General features: G+C 65.9%; 24 protein-coding genes. 9 read left to right on the top strand and 15 right to left on the bottom strand.

Annotated features, from left to right (window positions below; translation table 11 throughout):
• The first annotated feature begins 138 nt into the window (after positions 1–138).
• Positions 139–786 (top strand): hypothetical protein, encoded by a 648-nt coding sequence (locus QX121_RS09600; protein WP_315811780.1) that lies wholly within the window; start codon positions 139–141, stop codon positions 784–786.
• 12 nt (positions 787–798) lie between these two features.
• Here the strand turns inward: QX121_RS09600 and QX121_RS09595 are convergent, their stop codons facing one another.
• The 14 genes from QX121_RS09595 to QX121_RS09530 form a co-directional block, all read right to left on the bottom strand.
• Positions 799–1,779 (bottom strand): PDR/VanB family oxidoreductase, encoded by a 981-nt coding sequence (locus QX121_RS09595; RefSeq protein WP_315796793.1) that lies wholly within the window; start codon positions 1,777–1,779, stop codon positions 799–801.
• 10 nt (positions 1,780–1,789) lie between these two features.
• Positions 1,790–2,545 carry a GntR family transcriptional regulator gene (locus tag QX121_RS09590; RefSeq protein ID WP_315738426.1) on the bottom strand — a complete coding sequence of 252 codons (756 nt, stop codon included), beginning with the start codon at positions 2,543–2,545 and terminating at the stop codon, positions 1,790–1,792.
• 5 nt (positions 2,546–2,550) lie between these two features.
• Complete coding sequence (locus QX121_RS09585; RefSeq protein ID WP_315738427.1) at positions 2,551–3,594, bottom strand: aromatic ring-hydroxylating dioxygenase subunit alpha; 1,044 nt, start codon at positions 3,592–3,594, stop codon at positions 2,551–2,553.
• A 372-nt stretch (positions 3,595–3,966) separates the two neighbouring features.
• Entirely contained in the window at positions 3,967–4,575 is a 609-nt protein-coding gene (locus QX121_RS09580; RefSeq protein ID WP_315738428.1) for a nuclear transport factor 2 family protein, read from the bottom strand.
• A 1,084-nt stretch (positions 4,576–5,659) separates the two neighbouring features.
• Entirely contained in the window at positions 5,660–6,328 is a 669-nt protein-coding gene (locus QX121_RS09575; RefSeq protein WP_315811779.1) for a hypothetical protein, read from the bottom strand.
• 153 nt (positions 6,329–6,481) lie between these two features.
• Positions 6,482–7,150: a DUF1109 domain-containing protein gene (locus QX121_RS09570; protein WP_315811778.1), complete on the bottom strand. Its 669-nt coding sequence runs from the start codon at positions 7,148–7,150 to the stop codon at positions 6,482–6,484.
• Positions 7,147–7,779 (bottom strand): sigma-70 family RNA polymerase sigma factor, encoded by a 633-nt coding sequence (locus QX121_RS09565; protein WP_315811777.1) that lies wholly within the window; start codon positions 7,777–7,779, stop codon positions 7,147–7,149. The genes QX121_RS09570 and QX121_RS09565 overlap by 4 nt, the downstream gene beginning before the upstream one ends.
• The gene (locus tag QX121_RS09560; RefSeq protein WP_315755483.1) at positions 7,769–8,275 is read right to left on the bottom strand and encodes a DoxX family protein; all 507 of its coding nucleotides are present in this window, start codon (positions 8,273–8,275) and stop codon (positions 7,769–7,771) included. The genes QX121_RS09565 and QX121_RS09560 overlap by 11 nt, the downstream gene beginning before the upstream one ends.
• Positions 8,272–9,057 (bottom strand): DNA-binding domain-containing protein, encoded by a 786-nt coding sequence (locus QX121_RS09555; RefSeq protein WP_315811776.1) that lies wholly within the window; start codon positions 9,055–9,057, stop codon positions 8,272–8,274. The genes QX121_RS09560 and QX121_RS09555 overlap by 4 nt, the downstream gene beginning before the upstream one ends.
• On the bottom strand, positions 9,057–9,926 hold the full coding sequence (locus QX121_RS09550; protein WP_315811775.1) for a DUF692 domain-containing protein: 870 nt from the start codon (positions 9,924–9,926) through the stop codon (positions 9,057–9,059). Before QX121_RS09550 ends, QX121_RS09555 begins: the two co-directional genes overlap by 1 nt.
• A 53-nt stretch (positions 9,927–9,979) precedes the next feature.
• A complete protein-coding gene (locus tag QX121_RS09545) occupies positions 9,980–10,327 on the bottom strand; it encodes a DUF2282 domain-containing protein (RefSeq protein ID WP_315738435.1) in 348 nt (115 codons plus the stop codon).
• A gap of 128 nt (positions 10,328–10,455) precedes the next feature.
• A complete protein-coding gene (locus tag QX121_RS09540; RefSeq protein ID WP_315772083.1) occupies positions 10,456–11,028 on the bottom strand; it encodes a TlpA disulfide reductase family protein in 573 nt (190 codons plus the stop codon).
• Between the two features lie 20 nt (positions 11,029–11,048).
• Positions 11,049–11,393 carry a hypothetical protein gene (locus QX121_RS09535; protein WP_315772081.1) on the bottom strand — a complete coding sequence of 115 codons (345 nt, stop codon included), beginning with the start codon at positions 11,391–11,393 and terminating at the stop codon, positions 11,049–11,051.
• Positions 11,394–11,562: 169 nt separating this feature from the next.
• A complete protein-coding gene (locus tag QX121_RS09530) occupies positions 11,563–11,778 on the bottom strand; it encodes a hypothetical protein (RefSeq protein ID WP_315811774.1) in 216 nt (71 codons plus the stop codon).
• A 272-nt stretch (positions 11,779–12,050) separates the two neighbouring features.
• Between QX121_RS09530 and QX121_RS09525 the strand changes: the two genes are divergently transcribed.
• The 5 genes from QX121_RS09525 to QX121_RS09505 all read left to right on the top strand — a co-directional run bounded on the left by QX121_RS09525 (position 12,051) and on the right by QX121_RS09505 (position 14,943).
• Positions 12,051–12,530: a VOC family protein gene (locus tag QX121_RS09525; RefSeq protein ID WP_315811773.1), complete on the top strand. Its 480-nt coding sequence runs from the start codon at positions 12,051–12,053 to the stop codon at positions 12,528–12,530.
• Positions 12,531–12,721: 191 nt separating this feature from the next.
• Positions 12,722–13,030, top strand: a complete 309-nt coding sequence (locus QX121_RS09520) for a hypothetical protein (RefSeq protein ID WP_315738440.1) — start codon at positions 12,722–12,724, stop codon at positions 13,028–13,030.
• Positions 13,031–13,335: 305 nt separating this feature from the next.
• Entirely contained in the window at positions 13,336–13,701 is a 366-nt protein-coding gene (locus tag QX121_RS09515) for a hypothetical protein (RefSeq protein WP_315811772.1), read from the top strand.
• A 73-nt stretch (positions 13,702–13,774) separates the two neighbouring features.
• Positions 13,775–14,581, top strand: coding sequence for a sensor histidine kinase (locus QX121_RS09510; protein ID WP_315811771.1), 807 nt, complete (start codon positions 13,775–13,777; stop codon positions 14,579–14,581).
• Positions 14,572–14,943 carry a signal transduction histidine kinase gene (locus QX121_RS09505; RefSeq protein WP_315811770.1) on the top strand — a complete coding sequence of 124 codons (372 nt, stop codon included), beginning with the start codon at positions 14,572–14,574 and terminating at the stop codon, positions 14,941–14,943. The genes QX121_RS09510 and QX121_RS09505 overlap by 10 nt, the downstream gene beginning before the upstream one ends.
• A 19-nt stretch (positions 14,944–14,962) precedes the next feature.
• On the opposite strand, the gene QX121_RS09500 is transcribed toward QX121_RS09505, so the two are convergent.
• On the bottom strand, positions 14,963–15,883 hold the full coding sequence (locus tag QX121_RS09500; protein WP_315811769.1) for a LysR family transcriptional regulator: 921 nt from the start codon (positions 15,881–15,883) through the stop codon (positions 14,963–14,965).
• 135 nt (positions 15,884–16,018) lie between these two features.
• On the opposite strand from QX121_RS09500, the gene QX121_RS09495 reads away from it, so the two are divergent.
• From QX121_RS09495 to QX121_RS09485, 3 genes are all read left to right on the top strand, one after another.
• Positions 16,019–17,299, top strand: coding sequence for a gallate dioxygenase (locus QX121_RS09495; RefSeq protein WP_315811768.1), 1,281 nt, complete (start codon positions 16,019–16,021; stop codon positions 17,297–17,299).
• Between the two features lie 213 nt (positions 17,300–17,512).
• Positions 17,513–18,475: a PDR/VanB family oxidoreductase gene (locus QX121_RS09490; protein ID WP_315811767.1), complete on the top strand. Its 963-nt coding sequence runs from the start codon at positions 17,513–17,515 to the stop codon at positions 18,473–18,475.
• Between the two features lie 4 nt (positions 18,476–18,479).
• Positions 18,480–18,683, top strand: a complete 204-nt coding sequence (locus tag QX121_RS09485; protein WP_315776080.1) for a hypothetical protein — start codon at positions 18,480–18,482, stop codon at positions 18,681–18,683.
• Positions 18,684–18,724 lie beyond the last annotated feature (41 nt).

Genomic DNA, 18,724 nt, shown 5'->3' with positions numbered 1-18,724 from the left:
AAGCCCAATGTGGCAGATGCGGCGCATGTCGGGCGCGACGCTCCACGATGGCGCCACCCTGCAAACCCATTTCCGGAATAAGGCAGCCGGCGAGCGCGAGGGGTCGGCTGGCCCGATCTCGTCGCAAGGGAGGCTCCGATGGCCGTCTGCATCACGTCGAGACATGTCGCCGGTGCGATCGGCATGCTTGCCGGCGCAGCGTTGAGCGGGACCGCGATGGCCGATCCGCTCGACGACATCATGGGCGGCCTGATGCGCGACGCGCGCAGCTCGTTTGCGCGGATGGTGCCGATCGGGCTCGTACCGACCATGCCATCGCTCCAGCCACCTCCCATCCAGCAGCCAACGGCACTCCCACCATCCTCTCCGCCCGCGCTCCCGCCACAGGCTCAGACCGTCAAGCCGCAGGCCACGGCGAAACCACTGCGCCCCCGGCCGCCGCTCAGTCCCGCCGCGGCGACGCTGGCGGCTGCCCATGCTGCCGAGACGGTCGCCGACGCCAATCTCGATGCGGCGCTGGCGGCCAACGAGAAGGCCATTTCCGACCGCGACGCGGCGGAGGTGCTGGCGAAGGCCAATCCCACCGCTACCAACATCGCGGCGGCCAAGGCCGCGGCCGAGGCCGCCTACATCGCGGAGGCCAACCTCACCGACGCGCTGCTCGCCGACAAGGACGCCGACGCGCGCCTCAAGGCGGCGCGGGCCTCTCTTGCCGCGGAGCAGAGCGGCCGGAGACCGGCCGCCAAGCCGCAGGAAGCGATGCCGGTCAGCCTCGCCGACAAGTAGCCGGCATCGCGCTCACAGCGCGTCGGCTCGTTCCATCGTATCGATCGTGACCACGCCATGGGCGCGCGACACGCAGGCGCAGAGCTTGCGGTTGTCGTGCTTCTGCTCGGCGCTGAAGAACACGTCGCGATGATCGATCTCGCCCTCGACCTCGACCACGTCGACCGCGCAGACGCCGCACTCGCCGCGCCGGCAATCCGCCATGACCTCATGGCCGGCGACATTCAGCACGTCGAGCATCGAGCGGTCGCGCGGCACCACGATTTCCTCGCCGCTGCCACGCAGCCGGACCTTGAACGGCTCGGTCGACAGCCGGCCGCTCGATCCGAACGTCTCATAGCTGAGATCGGCGGGAGCGCGGCCGCACGCCGCCCACGCGCTGCGCGCGGCATCCAGCATCCGCATCGGTCCGCAGAACAGCACGGCTGCTCCGGACGGCAGACTCGAAAACAGACCGGGCAGGTCCAGCCGCTGCGACTGGTCTGCGGCATACACCGCGAGCCGGTCGCCGAGCAGCGCCGAGAGCTCATCGACATAGGCCGCCTCGCCCTGCGATCGCACCACGTAGTGCAACGAGACGTTCGGCGTCTTGCGGAGCAGCGCGTGCGCGGCCCCAACCAGCGGCGTGATGCCGATGCCGCCGGCCACCAGACAATAATGCGGACGCTGCCAGTCGACCTGCAGCAGCGAGGTCGGGCTCGCCACATCCAGCCGCGCACCGGGCTGCAGCGACCACAGATAGCGCGACCCGCCGCGGGAATCCTCGGCGAAGCGCACGGCGATCCGGTAGCCACGCGGATCCGCCTCGCCGACCAGCGAATAGGAGCGGACATCGGGCTGGCCGGCGGCGAGAACGCCGACCTTGATGTGGCTGCCAACCGCATAGGGCGCGCAGACATAGCCGTCGGGCCGCAGAATGAATTCGCGGATGCCCGGCGCGAGGTCGCGTGTCGAGACCAGGGTCGCAGGCGACCAATTGTCCTGGAATCGCATGATCGCCTCCTCAGCCGTTGGTCTGCGTCTTGATCAGCACCGCCGCCGGCACGAGGTCCATCGGACCACGCGCCTTCACGGCCAGCCGCAGATTGCGGGCGGCAAGCCGGGCATGCTCGCGCATGATCCCCTCGGCGCGCGCGCCCTCGCGGTTCTCGATCGCGTCGATGACGATGCGGTGATGCTCCTGCGCGACCACCAGGATGTGACGCGCCTCGGGGAGCGCCGATTGCGCCATCACGAAGCCGCTCGGCGAGGCGAACGGCAGCGCGCTGGCGCGGTCGACCTGACGGATCACGGGCGGACTGCGCGACAATTCGGCCAGCAAGGCATGAAAGCGCGCATTCAGCGCCACATAGGCCGAGAACCCATCGAACGAGAGCTCGGCGGGCGCGATGAGCTCGTCGATCTGGGCGAGGCATTCGCGCATCGGCTCGGTGTCGCGCACGGACACGCCGCGCTCGGCGGCGAGCCGCGCCGCCAGTCCTTCCATCGTGCCGCGCACCTCGATGGAGTCGAGCACGTCGCGCTCGGAGAACGACTTCACCATGAAGCCGCCGGACGGAATGGCCTCGAGCAGCCCCTCCTCCTCCAGCCGCACCAGCGCCATCCGCACCGGCGTGCGCGAGACGCCGGCGGCCTCGACCGCCTGCAGCTCGGAGATGCGCTCGCCAGGGCGCAAGCCGCCGGTGAGAATCAGGTCGCGCAAAGTGAGCTGCGCACGGACGGTCTGCGAGATCGAGCGCTCGCTGTCACGCTCAGCCATTCCATTTACTCCGCGGCTTCGCGCAGCGGCGTTTCGCGCGCGATCATCCGATCGATGATCCGTCGTGCCCACATTGCGCCTGCATCGATGTTGAGGTTGTAGAAAACGCGTCCTGGATTCTCGTCCATCGCACGCTGCTGCGCTTCCAGGATCAGCTCGTCCTCGCGGAAGATGCCCGACACGCCCTCGCGAATCTCCGTCGTCAGCCGCTGCTCGGAAAGCTGGTAGTTGCGGGCGAACGCCCAGAAATAGTGGCAGGTCTTGTCGGTCTCCGGCGTGATGGTGTTGAGCACCATGCCGTTGACGCCCTGCGAGCGGTCGCCCTCCGGCGCGCCCGTCCCGGTCGGGGCGACGCCGACGTCGATCGTCACCGTGCACGGCGCCTCGAAGCGGATGATCTGCCAGCGGTCGACGAGACCGGGCTTGCCGAGCTGCTTCGCCCAGAACGGCGGCGGCTCGATGCCGCGCATCCAGCGCGTCACGGTCGCGGTGCGCTCGCCATGGGTGACGTCGAACGGCGCTTCCGCCACCGCGTCGTTGCCGATCGACGAGCCGTGCACGAAGGTCTCGTGCGTGAGATCCATCAGATTGTCGACCACCAGCCGGTAGTCGCATTTGACGTGGATGGTCTTGCCATCGCCGGCCCAGGCCGGATCGTGATTCCAGTGCATGTCGGGAATGGTCGCGGGATCGGCCAGCGCCGGATCGCCCATCCACAGCCAGATGAACCGATGCCGCTCGACCGCCGGATAGGCCCGCACGCAGGCCGAGGGGTTGATGGTCTCCTGCGAGGGCATGAACGTGCAGCGGCCCTGCGGGCTGAACTTCAAGCCGTGATAGCCGCAAACGACAGTATCGCCTTCCAGCCGCCCCTTGGACAGCGGCACCAGCCGGTGCCAGCAAGCATCTTCGAGCGCGGCGATGGTGCCGTCGGCCTTACGGTACATCACGACGTGCTTGCCGCAGATCGTCCGCGGCAGCAGGGCCTGCTTGACCTCAGCGTCCCAGGCAGCGGCGTACCAGGCATTCATCGGAAAAGAAGCGGCCATGGCGTGTCCTCGTGTCGGTATACGTCCAACTGACCGCTGTATACAATAAATGGGAGACAAGGCGCAAGTTCCGCCTGTTCCATGTCCACATCTGCCATTTCTGTATACAAAACACCTTCTCAGCCGCGCGACGGTTCCGCCAGAAGGAACGAAGCTGACAGACAATCCTTTCTGATTCAGTGACTTGCGTTGATTCCTCGCCGGTCCTCGACCAGATGTCACCCGTTCGGCTTCGGTCTTCGCCGCCCAGCGAGCGCTCGATCCCTTGGCATCTTTGCCTGGCAACGGGACCACAGGCACGAGGGATCAGCCGCCCCACGGCGAGAGCAGATCCCGCAGGCAGCGCGGCGCCAGCGAGGCAGGGTTCGACGATCACGAGTGCTCGCCCCGAAGCCACGCGGCGCCGCGTGCATAGAGCGCTTCGACTTCCGGCCCCTTCAGCCCGGGCATATCGCGCTTCACCGTGTAGCCGATGCGCGTCTGCAGATAGGCGAGATGCCGATACCCCACGGGAAACTGCTCGAGCAGCGCACGATCCAGCGCCGGCACCGCGCCGGGTGTCACCGGGTCCATGCGATCCTTCTCATAGATCGGCTGGCGCAGCACGATGCCCCATTTGCCCGCGCGCTTCTCGAGAAAGTCGTAGAAGCGGCCGGTGCAGAGCACGTCGCAAACGACGCCTTCGACTTCGGCGCGCTGTGAGATCGTCATCTTGGTCTGCGCGATCGCGCGCTGGCCGGCGAGATCGACCGAGATGCCGCCGAGAAAGTGCAGGATGTTCACACCCTTGGCCCAGGCCGCCTTGCTGATCTCGATGAACTCGTCACCGGTGCCCTGCGTCCACGTCGCCATCATCCGCCCATCCGGATGCCACACCGTGCGGAAACGCTCCCAATCGCCGGCATCGCGCCAGATCGCCCAATTCTGCAACAGCTCGCGGATCTGACGGTCGTCCTCGATTTCGGCGGCGGTCTTGGTCATGTGCATTTCCTCTGTGTTGTGCGGCTGCTGGATACATGGATCGGAGCAGCGCTGCAAAACTCACATTGCTGGTGATGAAGTCCAAGACGCGCCAAGCATTCAGTGTCGTCCCGGGCAAGTCCGACAACGCGGAGCGTTGCCGGACGCCGACCCGGGATCCATACGCCGCGGCGGATGCGGCTGGGCGAGAATGGTCGACCATCGTGCCTCGCACATCTCCTTGGGGTTATGATCCCGGATCGGCGCGCGCGTTGCGCGCTTGTCCGGGACGACAGTTGAGTAAATGTCGACACCTTCGGCCTCATCACGGAGGCGAAGTGATAAGCATCTTTCATCCCGCGGCACGTCGTGCCCGGGTGATGCAGCATTCGTGTCCCTCTGAACAAAGAGAGGGCGCGAGGAAGGCCGGACCTCGGCTGAGGCCCGTGGCCCGCCTGCTCAAAAGAATGCAGGCGGCAGGTACCACAGGTACAGCCGGACAGACCCGGCCTTCCCCGCGCGACGGTGTTAACGGTGTCCTTCGTGCTCTCCCTGGGGATCGGCTTTCTTGCCCCCATCGCCCGCGCGTGCCGTCAAGCAACGCTCACGGACTTGACCTCAGCGTCGAGAGGCCAGGACCACACGACTTCGCCGTACGTAACCACTGCGCTCGTCGGCACAGCCATCACGTCCATCGCAGCCCACCTCCACGTTCGTGACGACGCGTACGTCCCTCTGCTCGAGGCGGGTTGCGCCGACATAAGCACAGTTTCTGAAAAACAGCAATAAAAATCTTTCCAATCGGCAGGCCGCCTGCCCCGAAACAGCGCGAGAAGCTCATCGTTCGGCCGTTCGGTCGCTCCTAAGGCCTTTCCCCTGAACGACCAAAGCGATCGCATTTGCATCGTTGATGTCCGCAGCCGTTGCTGAGCTCTCATGGTCCGAGGCCGCGGCAGGCGGGGGTCTCAGAGGACGGCCACAGGCGCTGCCAGCACTGCGCTCTTGTCCATCTGCGATCCCCCTGCCCCCACAACCGTGCATGATGGCCTACGAATAGTCGGGTCACCTCGCCGGCCTTGCCACCATGCGCCAGCTCTCTGACCGCCTATTCCGGAATCCGTGCGATCAGCTGATGATGGGCATTGACGCCGATGTCGCCGCGCTGCGCGCCATGAGCCGCACCGTCGCTGTGATAGACGAGCAGTACGGCGTTGTCGTGGGTCAGAGGCTGCGGCACCATGATCGTCAGCTTGGCCTTGCCATCTGCGCTGGCCACGAAGTCGTTGGTCGTGGCAGTGCCGTCGAGCGGCGTGAAGCCGACAGGCTTCTGGTCGAAATGGTTTTCGAACAGGCTGTAATGGCCGCCCGGCTTCAGATGATCGAAGCTCATGGCAATCTCGACCTTGCCGCCAGCCGCCGGCGTGAGCGTCACGCTGCCGCTCGCTGCCAGCCAGTCGCCGAGCGTGAAGCCGATCGCCTCTCCCTTGGCATTGGAGATTGCAACGGTCATCGCATCCTGATCGATGAAGGCTGGCCGGAAGCCGGCGACATGCGAGATGTTCTGCGGCCCGACGGCGACCGGCGCTGCCGCGTCCGCGACGAAGGCATGGGGATCGACCGACTTCGGCTGCTTTGTCTCGGCCGAGAAGAATGCAGCATGCGTGACGAAGGTCAGATGGCTTGCATCGGCAGCCATGCTGGGGCCGGAGGCAGCGAGTGACGCGAGCAGCAGCACCGGGCCGGCCCACGAGATCAGATTCTTCGATCGTTGCATCGTCTTATTCTCCTGGCGCCGCGTGCATGTCGACGCGCGCGATGCGCGTCCTGGCGGGCCTGCCCGCGCCGAAGCCCTGCTGGCTGTTCGCTTCGAACGCGACAAAGGTTACGCCCGCTGCCGCCCATGTTCGTGGCGCGCAGCACTGCGAGCTCAGTCCTGGGCAAAGACGCGTGGCGCGATCGAGAGGAACATGCGGCGGCCAAACAGGGCGGCCACCCCCATGAGCAGGACCGCCGTTCCGACGTTCCACATCAGGATCATCACCGAGGCGTCGATGGTATGGAACAGCGCGAGCGCCGTCGACGTGATCGCAGAGACGGCGAGGCTTCCCATCAGAGCGACCATGGTGGGACGAAGCCGCGCGGCATAGCGCAGCATCACCAGCAAGGCCAGCGACAGCGGCAGACTCGTCACCGCGAGCGTCGTGAAGCAGCGCGCCGCTTCGCCCGGACTCATGCCGTCGGGACCGATCGAGATCCAGTCCGTCAGACACTGATAGCCGATGTTGGACAGCCAGAGCGCAAGCGCCGGCAGCGGCAGGAGCATCCAGAGTCGCGAGCGGTCGGGAAGACTGACCAGGAACGCCGCGATCACCGCGAGCACGCCGGTCAGGATCGATCCCAGCAGGCTGGTGACGAAGGGCGCATCGTGCATGCGCTGCGCCAGATCCGGACGGATCCCCTGGTTGACGGCGAGCAACGCCACGATGGCGGCTGCTCCCAGCAGCCAGCCGCAGGCGCGCAGCAGCGGCGGCCGCAGCCGTCTCACCGGCCGCATGTCGGTCGCAAGAGAGTCGATCAGGTCATCGGTCTTGATCATGGCTCGTTCCGCGGAATGAGCAGCTTCTGAAGGCTCTTCAGAGCGCGGTGCATGTTGACTTTCAAGGACGTCGTGGACATTCCGGTCGCCGCTGACGCCTCCCTGAGCGACAGCTCCTTGAGCTTGAGCAGTCGCACGGCCTGTTGCTGGGCCGGCGGAAGGTTGCCGATCGCCCGCTCCAGTTCGCGGCGGTCAGGGGCCGCCTCCGCACTGGTCTCAGGCCCGGCTGCAATCTCGTGCTCCGGCGCCAGCGCGATCTCTCGCCCACGCTGGCGGACCTGCCGCCGCACCCGATCGATCAGTCGACGGTTGGCGATGGTCACCAGCCACGGCGCGAACGGGCGCGTCGGATCATAGGTGTGGCGGATCGAATGAATGGTCAACAGCACGTCCTGCACCGCGTCCTCGATGTCGCTGCGGTCGTTGCAGCGCCGGGCCGCGAGCGAGCGCAGATACGGCGTGATCTCCTGCAGCAGTCGCTGATAGGCGACGCGGTCACCCTCCTGGGCATGCGCCATCAGGATCGCCCAATCGAGCGCCCGCCGCTCCGGCCTGACCTCGGCACGCGCCTGATGGCCGGCCGCGACGAGCCTCAGCCGCGGTGCGGGACCGCCCGAATCACTGCTCATCGGCGCCCTCCGCCTTTCGACCGAACGACGCTGCGAGACGATCGAGACTGACAGGCCCCGGCCCCAGGGCGATGATCGCAACGGCCATCGCAGCCCATGGCAGATGAAAATTGGCCCAGCCGTCGGGGACCACGAGCTGAATGATTGCGGTCATCATCAGAAGCCCGAGCGCGCTCAGCCGGGTCGCGAGCCCGGCCACCAGAAGCACGGGCAGCACGATCTCAGCCACGCCATCGAAGAATGCGAAGGCCGTAGGCCAGGGAAGATCGTAGGCCTGCCCGAACACATGCAGCTTGAACTCATCCTCGAACAGATAGGAAGCGGCCGGCGACAGCGACAGCAACCCATCCCACTTGGTCAGGCCGGATCTGAAGAACGGGACCGCCAGCGCGATCCGCAGCACCGGCGGCGCCACGGTCCCCGCCAGGCGAGCGAGCCGATCCGCGACGTCACGCACGACGACGGCGAGGGCTGGAATGGTTGCGGCCGTTCTCATGCCGTCCCCGCCATCGGCGCGAGGTCGAAGCCGATCACGGCTCCGCTGTGGATCAGGTCGTGGAGCGTTCCGGCCAGCTCGAAGCGGACGTCGGCGCGCAGCGCATTCTCGAGCGCCGTCAGGACCGATCGGCCAGCCAGGAGGGCCTCGACGAAAGCGAGGCTGCCCGCGGGGATCGAGCGGACCACGACATCAGCGTCCGGACGAACGATCAGCGCGGCCTCTCGGGCGTCGAGATCTACAGGGCCAGGAATTCCTCCCGCCGCATTCATCTGCCAAATCGTGAGCGCAGGAAACGATGAGCCGACGAGCCGCAACGACGGATGAAACCGCAGGCGAAGCCCGGGCAGATCGGCCGGCGCAACGGCTGCGAAGGCCGCCGGTGTGACCGGCCCGGCCTCGGCGGCGTGATAGGCCTCCGTCCAGGCGCGCTCGATCCGCGCGACATCCGCCAGATAGGGCAGCGCCGATGCCGGCGCGAAGCCGTGGATGAACGCGGCGAAGCCGGCGCCGTAATCGAGCAGGATGGGAGAGCGCGGAAGCTCGGAGACGACATAGCGGCGCGCCATGGCCTGGAAGAACTCCGCTCCGACGATGCGATGCACTGCGGGATAGGCGTCCTTCAGCGTGGCCGTCAAGCCGACCACGACGTTGTTGCGGTAGACGCCGAACCGTCGCCGGCTCGGCGTGCCGTCCGGCCCGACCAGACCGGCGGGCACCGGCTGCTCGGGGTCGAGCAGCGCCCGCGCAAAGCTGCCAAGACGTTCAGCAGGCGGCGGCATCACGCCACCTCCGTCACTTGCATGCGCATGACCGCCTCGGCGCGGCTGGCATCTTCCGCGAGCACCGGCCAGGGTGGCACCTCGGCGTCCCACTCGACCAGCGTCGGCACGGGGCCGATCGACCGGATGGCACGCGCATACAGCGCCCAGACCACGTCGTCGACCGGACGGTCATGGGTATCGATAAGGAGCGGCTGTCCGTGCTCGTCGGCCTCGCGCGCGTGACCGGCGAGATGGATCTGCAGCACATGCCCAAGCGGAAACGCGTCGAGATAGGAATACGGATCCCACTGCTGATTAGTTGCGGCGACGTGCACGTTGTTGACGTCGAGCAGGAGTCCGCAGCCGGTGCGGCGCGCGATCTCGGCAATGAAGGCGGGTTCGGACCAGTTGCTCTCCGCGAACGCGACATAGGTGGACGGATTTTCGAGCAGCATGCGGCGGCCGAGCGCGCTCTGCACCTCGTCGATATTGGCGCAGATGCGGTTCAGGGTTTCCGTCGTGTAAGGGACCGGAAGCAGATCGTTGAAGAACCCGGACTCGTGCGACGACCACGCGAGGTGTTCCGAGAACAATCCGGGCTCGTAGCGCGCGATCAATTGGCGGAGGCGGCCGAGATGGGCTTGGTCGAGCGGGCGATCGGCGCCGATCGACAATCCGACGCCGTGAAGCGACAGCGGATAGCGCTCGCGAATAGCCATGAGGTAGCGGTGCGGCGGTCCGCCCGCGCCCATGTAGTTCTCGGCATGCACTTCGAAGAAGCCGATGTCGGGCGATGTTTCGACGATGCAGCGGTAGTGCTCGGCCTTCAGGCCGACGCCCCCCCGTGCAGGGATCCCTGCAGCCGTCGAGAATTGCGAGCGTGACACGTGCAGTCTCCGATCAAGAAGTGAGGCGGGCCGCGCGCAGCCCGCCCGCGGCATCAGGCCTTCGGCGTGAGGCTTCCCGATCCCTTCGGGGTCTGCATCGTCGTGCAGGTGCCCTTGGGTTCGAGCTTGAAGGCATTGCCCTGATAGTCCGCCGTGCTCGTGCCCGCGCAGGTCGTGCCGGCGCCTGCGAAGCAATCGTTCTGGCCCTTCAGCGCGACGCCGAAGCACTTCTCCATCTTGCCGTCCTTCATGGCCTTCATGGTCTCGGCCTGCTTGGCCTTCATCATCTTTTCCATGTCGCCCTTGGCCATCATCTCCGCCGAGGCGGACGTCACGGCAAGCGTGCCGGCGGCGACCGCGAATGCGCCGACAATCATTGCGGACAGCGTGCGATTGGACATGCGTGTTCCTCCATTCTCAGGGTTCAGCCTGCGGACATTGCAGGCGTCTGGCGGCCATCGGCACGCCTGCACATCGGTTCGTTCGGATGCGGCGGAAGGTTACGTCGCCGCGTTCGAGATGGCGTCCCTCAATTGCGCCTGAGATAGACGAATAGATCGGCGGCCGCCGACGACGACCAATCGGCGGCGCCCTGGAGGTATCCGATGACGAGGCCCGAAGCGGAGATCAGGTAGGTGATCGGCATTCCATGGAGGATGAACGGCGCGGTCCTGCCGCTGCCGTCGCCCTGCTGGGCCACATATCCGTTCGGATCGAGGCAGATCGGCAGCGTCTTCAGCCCAAGCGACCCGACGAAACGACCGACACGGTCGCGATCGCTCCGGTCTTCGGACACCGCGACGACCTGCAGGCGATCATGGGCGACGCTGCGCGCGAGTTGATCCAGCACCGGCAGTTCGGTGCGGCAGGCCGCGCACCATGAGGCGAAGAAGTTCAGCAGGATCGGCGCGCCGCGCAGCGCGGCCAGATCGAGCGTCCCGCCCTCGAGGCGAAACAGCCTCACCGGCGGCAGGCTCTGTTGCGGCCGCAGCAAGATGAGCTGATGGCGCCCGTCCGCGAAGGCCGGCACGTCATCGTGAGGCGGCGCAGCCAGGGCGGATCCCGCGCCCGCCATGAGGACCGACAGCAGGCCGCCGGTCACATCGCGCCGGCTCGCCACGCTCATTCCGTCACCTCCTCGACGACGAGAACGGGCGACGACTGCGGCACGGCGGGACGGAATGCGATGAAGAAGAACAGCGGATTGGGTAGCCAGTACAGCCAGCCGATCGACGGCTCACGCCGGCCATCCGGAAGCCGAAGGTCCAGCCAAACGTACAAGAACTTGTAGATGCACAGCCCGGGGATCCAGTTCAGCCGAAGATGGCCCGTCTTCAGGTAGCGCCGCCGGATGTAGAGATTTCCTTCGAACGGCGTGATGCCCCAGAGTCCGACCGGCCCCTCGGCAATCACCTCGCCGCTCGGCCGGTGCGTGATGCGCACGATGCGCGGGCGTGTGATCTGCAATCGGATACCTCCGCTGACCGCTCCGGACCATGTTGTTCCGACGGTTCGATCGCGGACCTGGAAAGGTTACCTGGCAGCTTGTCACGACGGAGCGGATATCCGCGGCGCAAATCCGGCTACGGCGGCCCGAGCCTCGACTGGCCTCACGGCTGACGAATCCGGATCGAGATCACACGTCCTGCCCGATCGCAGCGTCGCCGATCACGAGCGGACCGAGACGAAGGCAGGTTCGCGTGATCGGACTCTCCAGCTTGGCCGGCGTGAGCTGCTGCGACATCTTCGCGACGCAGGTGAACCCGACCGCCTCGGCGGCGCTCCCGGCTGCGAAAACGAATGCCAGCAGGAGGAGCGCGTCCGATATCACGGACGGCGTGATGGCTTTCATGCAATTCCCCCTGCCGCAGGACCCGCGGCGGCAAGCCTCACGACACGTCCATACGATATGACTGCGCCAAGACCACAACCGTTGGCGGAACCGACCCGCTGCAGACCACCTGAAAAAAATCTGCTGGAAACGCCGGCCGTCGTGTCGGCATGTGCGCATGCGGACCGTCCTTGGGTCAGCCGTATCGATACGAGCTGGCTTGAGCACTCCCAAATGGCCGCCTATCCAAGGTTGAAGCGTGGCCTGCACCCGGACCGGAGAGGACCCCTGCGATGCCGACGAACAAAAACACGATCTGCCTGTGGTTCGACAAGGACGCCGAGGCGGCCGCGCGGTTCTATGCCGAGGTGTTTCCCGACAGCCACGTGGCCTCCGTGCACCGCGCGCCGGGCGACTATCCGTCCGGCAAGGCCGGCGACGTGCTGACAGTGCAATTCACGGTGTGTGGCATCCCCTGCCTCGGCCTCAATGGCGGTCCCGCGTTCACCCACAATGAATCGTTCTCGTTCCAGATCGCCACCGACGATCAGGAAGAGACCGACCGCTACTGGAACGCCATCGTTGGCCATGGCGGCCAGGAAAGCCAATGCGGCTGGTGCAAGGACAAATGGGGCATCTCCTGGCAGATCACGCCGCGCGCGCTCACCGACGCGATGGCAGCCGGCGGAGCCGAGGCCAAGCGCGTGTTTGCCGCGATGATGGCGATGAAGAAGATCGACGTCGCCGCCATCGAGGCGGCCCGGCGGGGATGACCTTGCCAGCCGGAGCGCAGCATCGCCGCGCTCCGGCGTCACGGGCGCAGGCTGCCGCCGCGATGGCGCGCAGGCTGCCGTTCGACGCCAGAGCCTCGGGACGAAACAAATGACGCCGCCGGGGGAACCATGGGATTGCCAGCAGATTGGTTCCATGACGCAATCCCCCCACCCGGAGACATCTCATCACCATGAAGATTCTTACGATCACTCTCGCAGTAGCCGCGAGCACATTGATGGCTGCAGCCGCCTCCGCTGCCCCGCTCACGGCCAGTATATCGGTCCTCCCGGAGAGCAGCATCCAGCAGGTTCGCCTGGTCTGCAACGAGAACGGCCGCTGCTGGCGCCAAAGCCGCGAACGCCGTGTCATCATCCGCGAAGACCGCGGCGCCTACGGCTATGGCCGGCACGAGCGGCGTGACTATGAAGGGCGTGGCTATGAAGATCGTGACGGCATCGGCATCCGCGCGCCCGGCGTGAGCGTCGGAATCGGCCGATAACACGTCCGACGTTCTGACTCCATGCCAAGGCATCGCGATCAGAACTGCACATGATCCACAAATGAGCCAGGCGTCCGACGTTCGCATGTCGATGCAACGATGCTACGAACGTCGGATGAGCCGTCAGGCCAGACTCGCTCTCGCTTCAGGCGATGGCGGCGACCAGATCCTCACGACAAATAGTTTCGGGCTGGACCTCGCTATTGCGCGCGCACACTCCATATGTTGATGATCACCGCGCGTCCCCCGGCTGCCATCGGTGACTGAGAGCCATGCGCTCCCGCCGCGACCAGAAGGCGGACAGCATGTCGAAAACCTCGAACACCTCTTCGAACACCACCACGTCCAGTGCGCGCGTGGTTGGTGCGACCGCTCCTGGCGCCGCCATTCTTTGGGCTGCTGATCGTCGCCGCGATTCTGATCCAATGGCCGCCGTTCGCAGCGGGGCGCTTGCGCCAGTTCACCCCAACAAGCCCTCCGAGCCGGCCAAGCGAGAGCGGTCATCGCTGCACGCGACACTCGCCACCAGGGCGGAGAATGCGTTGGAGACGGCGGGCCTGATGCAGCAGGGCGGCGAGCGCGCTGCCGCGATCAGGAAGGCGACCATCCTCGCAAACGCCGCCGAGATACTCGGGCATTTCAACGGAAGTGTCCGCTCGCGAACGAAGTGACGCTGGGGCGGCCTGCTCCTGCGTACCATCGTGCCCTCCGAGGGCGGCATCCGGTACAAGGACATGTCAGCCAATGCTCGAGATCAACCTCACCACAGAGCCTCCTCACGGCACGGTCGTGGATCCCGACTTTCTGCTGACGGAAATCATCGGGCTGAAGCGCCTGCTCGTCGAGGCCGAGAGCAATGCCAAGACCCGGTCCGAGCAGGCCGAAATCGAGGCGAGAGAACGCGAGACGGCGAGCAGGCTGCAAAAGCTCATTCTTGAGGAGCTGCACCATCGCATCAAGAATACGCTCGCGACCGTCACCGCCATCGTCTCCCAGAGCCTCCGCAACGTGCCGGCGACCAAGGATGCACAGCATGCCATCTCCGGGCGGCTCCTGGCCCTCGGACGGGCACACGATCTCCTCCTGCAAGCGAAATTGTCCAGCGGCGATCTCCGCACGGTGATCCGTACGTCCGTCCAGGCCTTCGACACGCCCGACGACTCACGCTTTGCGATCACCGGGCCCGACGTGCTGGTGACGCCGGATGCCGTCATCGCCATCGCGATGACGCTCAACGAGCTGTGCACGAACGCCCTGAAGTTCGGTGCGCTGTCCGTGCCGGAAGGACGCGTCGATCTGCTGTGGACCGTCGACCAACGCCGGGTCCGCTTCGCCTGGACCGAAAGACACGGCCCGGTCGTTCAACAGCCCGCCAGCCGAAGCTTCGGAACCCGGCTGATCGAAACGCTCGGCGTGCAGCTCGGCGGCGAGGTTCAGTTGAACTATGCGCCGTCAGGGCTCTCCTACACGTTCGATGCGCCGATCGCCGTTCTCGACTCTCCCGTGAGACCGCCGATGCACGCAACAGAAAGGGATCTCCGATGTCGCTGAGCCAATTTAGCGTCGATGTGCAGCCGCATACGATGGACGGATTGCGCCTGCTCGCCCAGGATGGCACCGTCGGCGTCGAGGCCTTCGTCAGCCGCAAGGTGATGGACATCTGGGCCGAGTCGATCGAGCACACGGGCGGCCGGCAGAGCCTGTTTCGTGTCCAATACAATGCGCTGGGAAAATTGAACCTTGGTGCGATCGAGCGGATCGTGAGCAGGAAATATCGGCGCGGCGCCGCATCCAACCGTCAGCATCCCTTCATCGAGGTGTTGTTCTCGGATATCGCCGACAGCGGTGAAACGCTCGATCTGAGCGAGCTGGTGCGAGAGCCATTGCCGCCGTCATTCCATCGGCTTGCGTGAGACAGGCGGACGGCGCACCTCAGGTCTGACCGATCAGGGTTTGCGCGGACGCGGTGCAGATCTCCTCGAGGAAGTCGAGGAAGGCACGGGCGCGCGAGGAGATCAGCTTGCGGCTCGGAAAGATCGCGGTCAGCTGGGCGGCGCGGGTGTCGAACACGACCCCCCTGCCGATCTCGACCAGCCGGCCCTCGCCGAGCAGCTCGACGCAATAGTGCTCCGGCAGAAAGGAAATGCCGGCGCCATGGGCGACGGCGCGGCGCACCGCCAGCGGATTGTTGATGCGGGCGACATGCGCACCGACGTCGAAGCGGACGAGATGGCCGTGCTGCTTGATCATCAGGGTGCGATCGCCATAGCGCCGCTCGCAGATCATGAGATGGCGCTCCAGCGCGCGGACGTCGTCGCCGATGTCGTGCGCGGCGAGATAAGCGGGGCTGGTCACCCAGATCAGGCGGCCGCCGATCAGCACCTTCTGCGCCAGTTCGGAATTCTCCTGCACGCCGACCACGACCGCGATGTCGAAGCGGTCGGCCAGCATGTCGATCGCCCGCGTGGTGGCCTCGACATCGAGCTCGATGCGCGGATAGCGGCGGTGGAATTCGGCGAGCTGCGGGGCCAGGATCTCCTCGCAGAATGCCGGCGGCAGCGCCACGGACAGTCGGCCGCTGGGCACGCCGACCAGCCCGGTCATGACCGCGTCGGCCTCAGAGACCTGATCCAGGATCTTCTGACATTGCTGGAAGAACAGCTCGCCCTCGCGGGTCACCCGGACGCGCCGCGAGTTGCGGTCGAACAGCCGGATGCCGAGATCCTGCTCGAGCCGGGCGACCGATTTGCTGACCGAGGATTTCGGCATGCCCAGGGACCGCGAGGCGCCGGTCATGCCGCCGGTCGCGACCACCGCATGGAACACCGGAATGTCCTCGATCCGCCATTTCATCCTAGAGCCGCTCGTTCATCGAGAGAAACGATCCGTGCACGTTAGCATGATTGTCTAGCATGGGAAACTTCGTAAGGTCCGTCCCAGCACGGCCGCGGGTCACAGTCCACGGCGGCCCATTTCGCGGAGGGACACTTGGCCCGGATCATCGGCGGCATCGGCGCCTCGCACTCGCCCACCATCGGCTTCGCACTCGACACCAACAAGCAGAACGACCCGGCCTGGAAGCCGATCTTCGACGGCTTCGCGGTCGTGCGCGACTGGGTGAAGCAGAAGGACATCGACGTCCTGTTCATGATCTACAATGATCACATCACCTCGTTCTTCTTCGATCACTACTCCGCCTTCGCGCTCGGCATTGACGACCGCTATATCGCCGCCGACGAAGGCGGCGGACCGCGCGACGTGCCGCCGGCGAAGGGCCACCTCGGCCTGTCGCAGCACATCGCGATGGCGATGATGGCGGACGAGTTCGACATGTCGTTCTTCCAGGGCAAGCCGGTCGATCACGGCCTGTTGTCGCCGCTGTCGATGATGGGCGATGCCAGCGGCCCGTGGCCGGGCATGGTGGTGCCGCTGCAAGTCGGCGTGCTGCAATTGCCGATTCCCAATGCGAAGCGGATGTGGAAGCTCGGCAAGACCCTGCGCAAGGCGATCGAGAGCTATCCGGAAGACCTGAAGGTCGCCATCTTCGCCACCGGCGGGCTGTCGCACCAGGTTCACGGCGAGCGCGCCGGCTTTCTCAACGAAGACTGGGACAACGAATTCCTCGATCTGCTGGAGAACGACCCGGAGCAGCTGACGGCGATGCGCATCGCCGACTACGCGGTCACGGGCGGCATGGAAGGCGCCGAGGTCATCATGTGGCTGATCATGCGCGGTGCGCTCTCGGACAGTGTGAGGCTCGTGCACAAACAGACCTACGCGCCGTCGGTGACCAACATCGCCACGCTGGTGTTCGAGGATCTCGGCGGCGCGCCCGACCCGCAGGAGGTCGCGGCCTATCGCGCACACATCGGCCATGAACTCGCGGGCGCGGAGATGCTGACCGGCACCTACCCGTTCACCCATGGCCGCAGCCAGGCCAATTTCCGCATCAACGACTTCCTGCACCGGCTCGTCATCCCCGCGCATCGCAAGAGATTCGTTGCGGAATTCGACGCACTGGCGGACGAGCACCGTCTCACGGACGAGGAGCGCGAGCTCATCAAGAACCGCCGCTGGATCGAGATGATCCGACGCGGCGTCAGCTTCTTCGTGCTGGAGAAGATGGCCGCCGTGATCGGCGTCTCCAACCCGGAGGTCTATGCCGCGTTTCGCGGCGAGACGCTGGAAGCCTTTCTGAAGACCCGCAAGGTGCCGATGCGCTACTCCGTCGCCGGCGGCGCCAAGGCGGACGCGATCGACGCCCATTGACATCGGCACGGACGACCGGCGCCGCCGCCCCGCAGCGGCGACGCAGGTCATGTCTCCGGCGTTGATGCCGCGCGCCTTGGCCCAGCGCTCCAGGACCTTGCGCTCGTCGCAGCGTGCACAAGCGGAAAAGCCGCCGCGCCCCGCGGCGAACGCCGCTTGGCCCTCCCCTTGCATCGGCCTCTCATGAGCCGGTTCGCAAGATGGAGTTGTCAGATGTCCGACAGCCTGCACACCGTCGTCGTGGCCAGGAAGGCCATCGAGGCGCACAACATGGCGTCATTCGAACTTGTCCCGGCGGACGATCGGCCGCTGCCGGGCTTCACCCCCGGCAGCCATATCGACGTCACCCTTCCCAACGGGCTCACACGGCAATATTCGCTGCTGAACAGCGCCGCCGAACGCAATCGCTACTGCATCGGCGTGTGGAAGGATGCCAACAGCCGCGGCGGCTCCAAGGCGCTGCATCTCGATATCAACGAAGGCGACAAGCTGCAGGTGAGCCGCCCACGCAACCGCTTCAAGATCCCGAAGGACACCAAGCAGGCGCTGCTCGTGGCGCGCGGCATCGGCGTCACGCCGATCCTGTCGATCGCGGACACGCTGAAGGCGAAGAACATCCCGTTCGAGCTGCACTACGTGTTCGCGCTGATGTCGCCGGATTCGTTCCGTAGCACCATCGAGGCCTCGGCCTTCACCGAAGATACGACATACTACAAGGAAGCCACCGAGGACAATCAGCTGCTGAAGGCCGCCGAGCTGCTGGCCGACCGGCCCGACGACACCCAGCTGTTCATCTGCGGCGTCGACTGGTGGATGGATCCGATCGTCGCGCTGGCCAAGCAGAAGGGCTTTGCCGAGGAGCGCATCCATGTCGAGCGCTTCACCGCGAAGGCGGCCGCGGCACTGCTCGACAAGGTGTTCGACGTCACCATCAAGAGCACCGGCGCGACCTTCAAGATCCCCGGCGACAAGACCGTGACCGCGTTTCTCGAGGAGAACGGCGTCAAGATCGCGACCTCCTGCGAACAGGGCCTATGCGGCACCTGCAAGACCAGGGTCGTCGAGGGCGAGGTCGACCATCGCGACAAGCGCCTGTCGGCGGCGCAACGCGCCGAAGGCTACTTCCTGCCCTGCGTATCGCGCGGCAAGGGCGACCGGCTGGTGCTGGATCTCTAGCACCGTGACGACCGAGACCGATCTGTGGCAGACCGCGTGGATCATCGCGCAACAGCATGGGACCGACGGGCCTGCGTTCGCGGCCCGCATGGCCGACGGCTTCAGGCTCGGCCACAAGGTCGCCGCGCATCGGGCGTGGCTGTCGATCGCGGCCAAGGTCGCCGTGCTGATCGACGACAGCGCATCGGGCACCACGCACCGGCATTGATATGTCGAGAAGCGGACAGTTCTGATCGCGCTGTTCAGAAT

The organism is Bradyrhizobium sp. SZCCHNR2028, from assembly GCF_032380995.1.
In the GTDB taxonomy this organism is placed as follows: Bacteria; Pseudomonadota; Alphaproteobacteria; order Rhizobiales; family Xanthobacteraceae; genus Bradyrhizobium.
Note: the sequence above shows the minus strand (reverse complement) of the source record. Positions and strands in the feature narration are given on the sequence as shown.

Bases quoted from the DNA above. Each gene is read 5' to 3' on its own strand.
- QX121_RS09600 (WP_315811780.1), top strand. From the start codon at position 139: ATGGCCGTCTGCATCACGTCGAGACATGTCGCCGGTGCGATCGGCATG.
- QX121_RS09595 (WP_315796793.1), bottom strand. From the start codon at position 1,779: ATGCGATTCCAGGACAATTGGTCGCCTGCGACCCTGGTCTCGACACGC.
- QX121_RS09590 (WP_315738426.1), bottom strand. From the start codon at position 2,545: ATGGCTGAGCGTGACAGCGAGCGCTCGATCTCGCAGACCGTCCGTGCG.
- QX121_RS09585 (WP_315738427.1), bottom strand. From the start codon at position 3,594: ATGGCCGCTTCTTTTCCGATGAATGCCTGGTACGCCGCTGCCTGGGAC.
- QX121_RS09580 (WP_315738428.1), bottom strand. From the start codon at position 4,575: ATGACCAAGACCGCCGCCGAAATCGAGGACGACCGTCAGATCCGCGAG.
- QX121_RS09575 (WP_315811779.1), bottom strand. From the start codon at position 6,328: ATGCAACGATCGAAGAATCTGATCTCGTGGGCCGGCCCGGTGCTGCTG.
- QX121_RS09570 (WP_315811778.1), bottom strand. From the start codon at position 7,150: ATGATCAAGACCGATGACCTGATCGACTCTCTTGCGACCGACATGCGG.
- QX121_RS09565 (WP_315811777.1), bottom strand. From the start codon at position 7,779: ATGAGCAGTGATTCGGGCGGTCCCGCACCGCGGCTGAGGCTCGTCGCG.
- QX121_RS09560 (WP_315755483.1), bottom strand. From the start codon at position 8,275: ATGAGAACGGCCGCAACCATTCCAGCCCTCGCCGTCGTCGTGCGTGAC.
- QX121_RS09555 (WP_315811776.1), bottom strand. From the start codon at position 9,057: ATGCCGCCGCCTGCTGAACGTCTTGGCAGCTTTGCGCGGGCGCTGCTC.
- QX121_RS09545 (WP_315738435.1), bottom strand. From the start codon at position 10,327: ATGTCCAATCGCACGCTGTCCGCAATGATTGTCGGCGCATTCGCGGTC.
- QX121_RS09530 (WP_315811774.1), bottom strand. From the start codon at position 11,778: ATGAAAGCCATCACGCCGTCCGTGATATCGGACGCGCTCCTCCTGCTG.
- QX121_RS09525 (WP_315811773.1), top strand. From the start codon at position 12,051: ATGCCGACGAACAAAAACACGATCTGCCTGTGGTTCGACAAGGACGCC.
- QX121_RS09520 (WP_315738440.1), top strand. From the start codon at position 12,722: ATGAAGATTCTTACGATCACTCTCGCAGTAGCCGCGAGCACATTGATG.
- QX121_RS09515 (WP_315811772.1), top strand. From the start codon at position 13,336: ATGTCGAAAACCTCGAACACCTCTTCGAACACCACCACGTCCAGTGCG.
- QX121_RS09510 (WP_315811771.1), top strand. From the start codon at position 13,775: ATGCTCGAGATCAACCTCACCACAGAGCCTCCTCACGGCACGGTCGTG.
- QX121_RS09505 (WP_315811770.1), top strand. From the start codon at position 14,572: ATGTCGCTGAGCCAATTTAGCGTCGATGTGCAGCCGCATACGATGGAC.
- QX121_RS09500 (WP_315811769.1), bottom strand. From the start codon at position 15,883: ATGAAATGGCGGATCGAGGACATTCCGGTGTTCCATGCGGTGGTCGCG.
- QX121_RS09490 (WP_315811767.1), top strand. From the start codon at position 17,513: ATGTCCGACAGCCTGCACACCGTCGTCGTGGCCAGGAAGGCCATCGAG.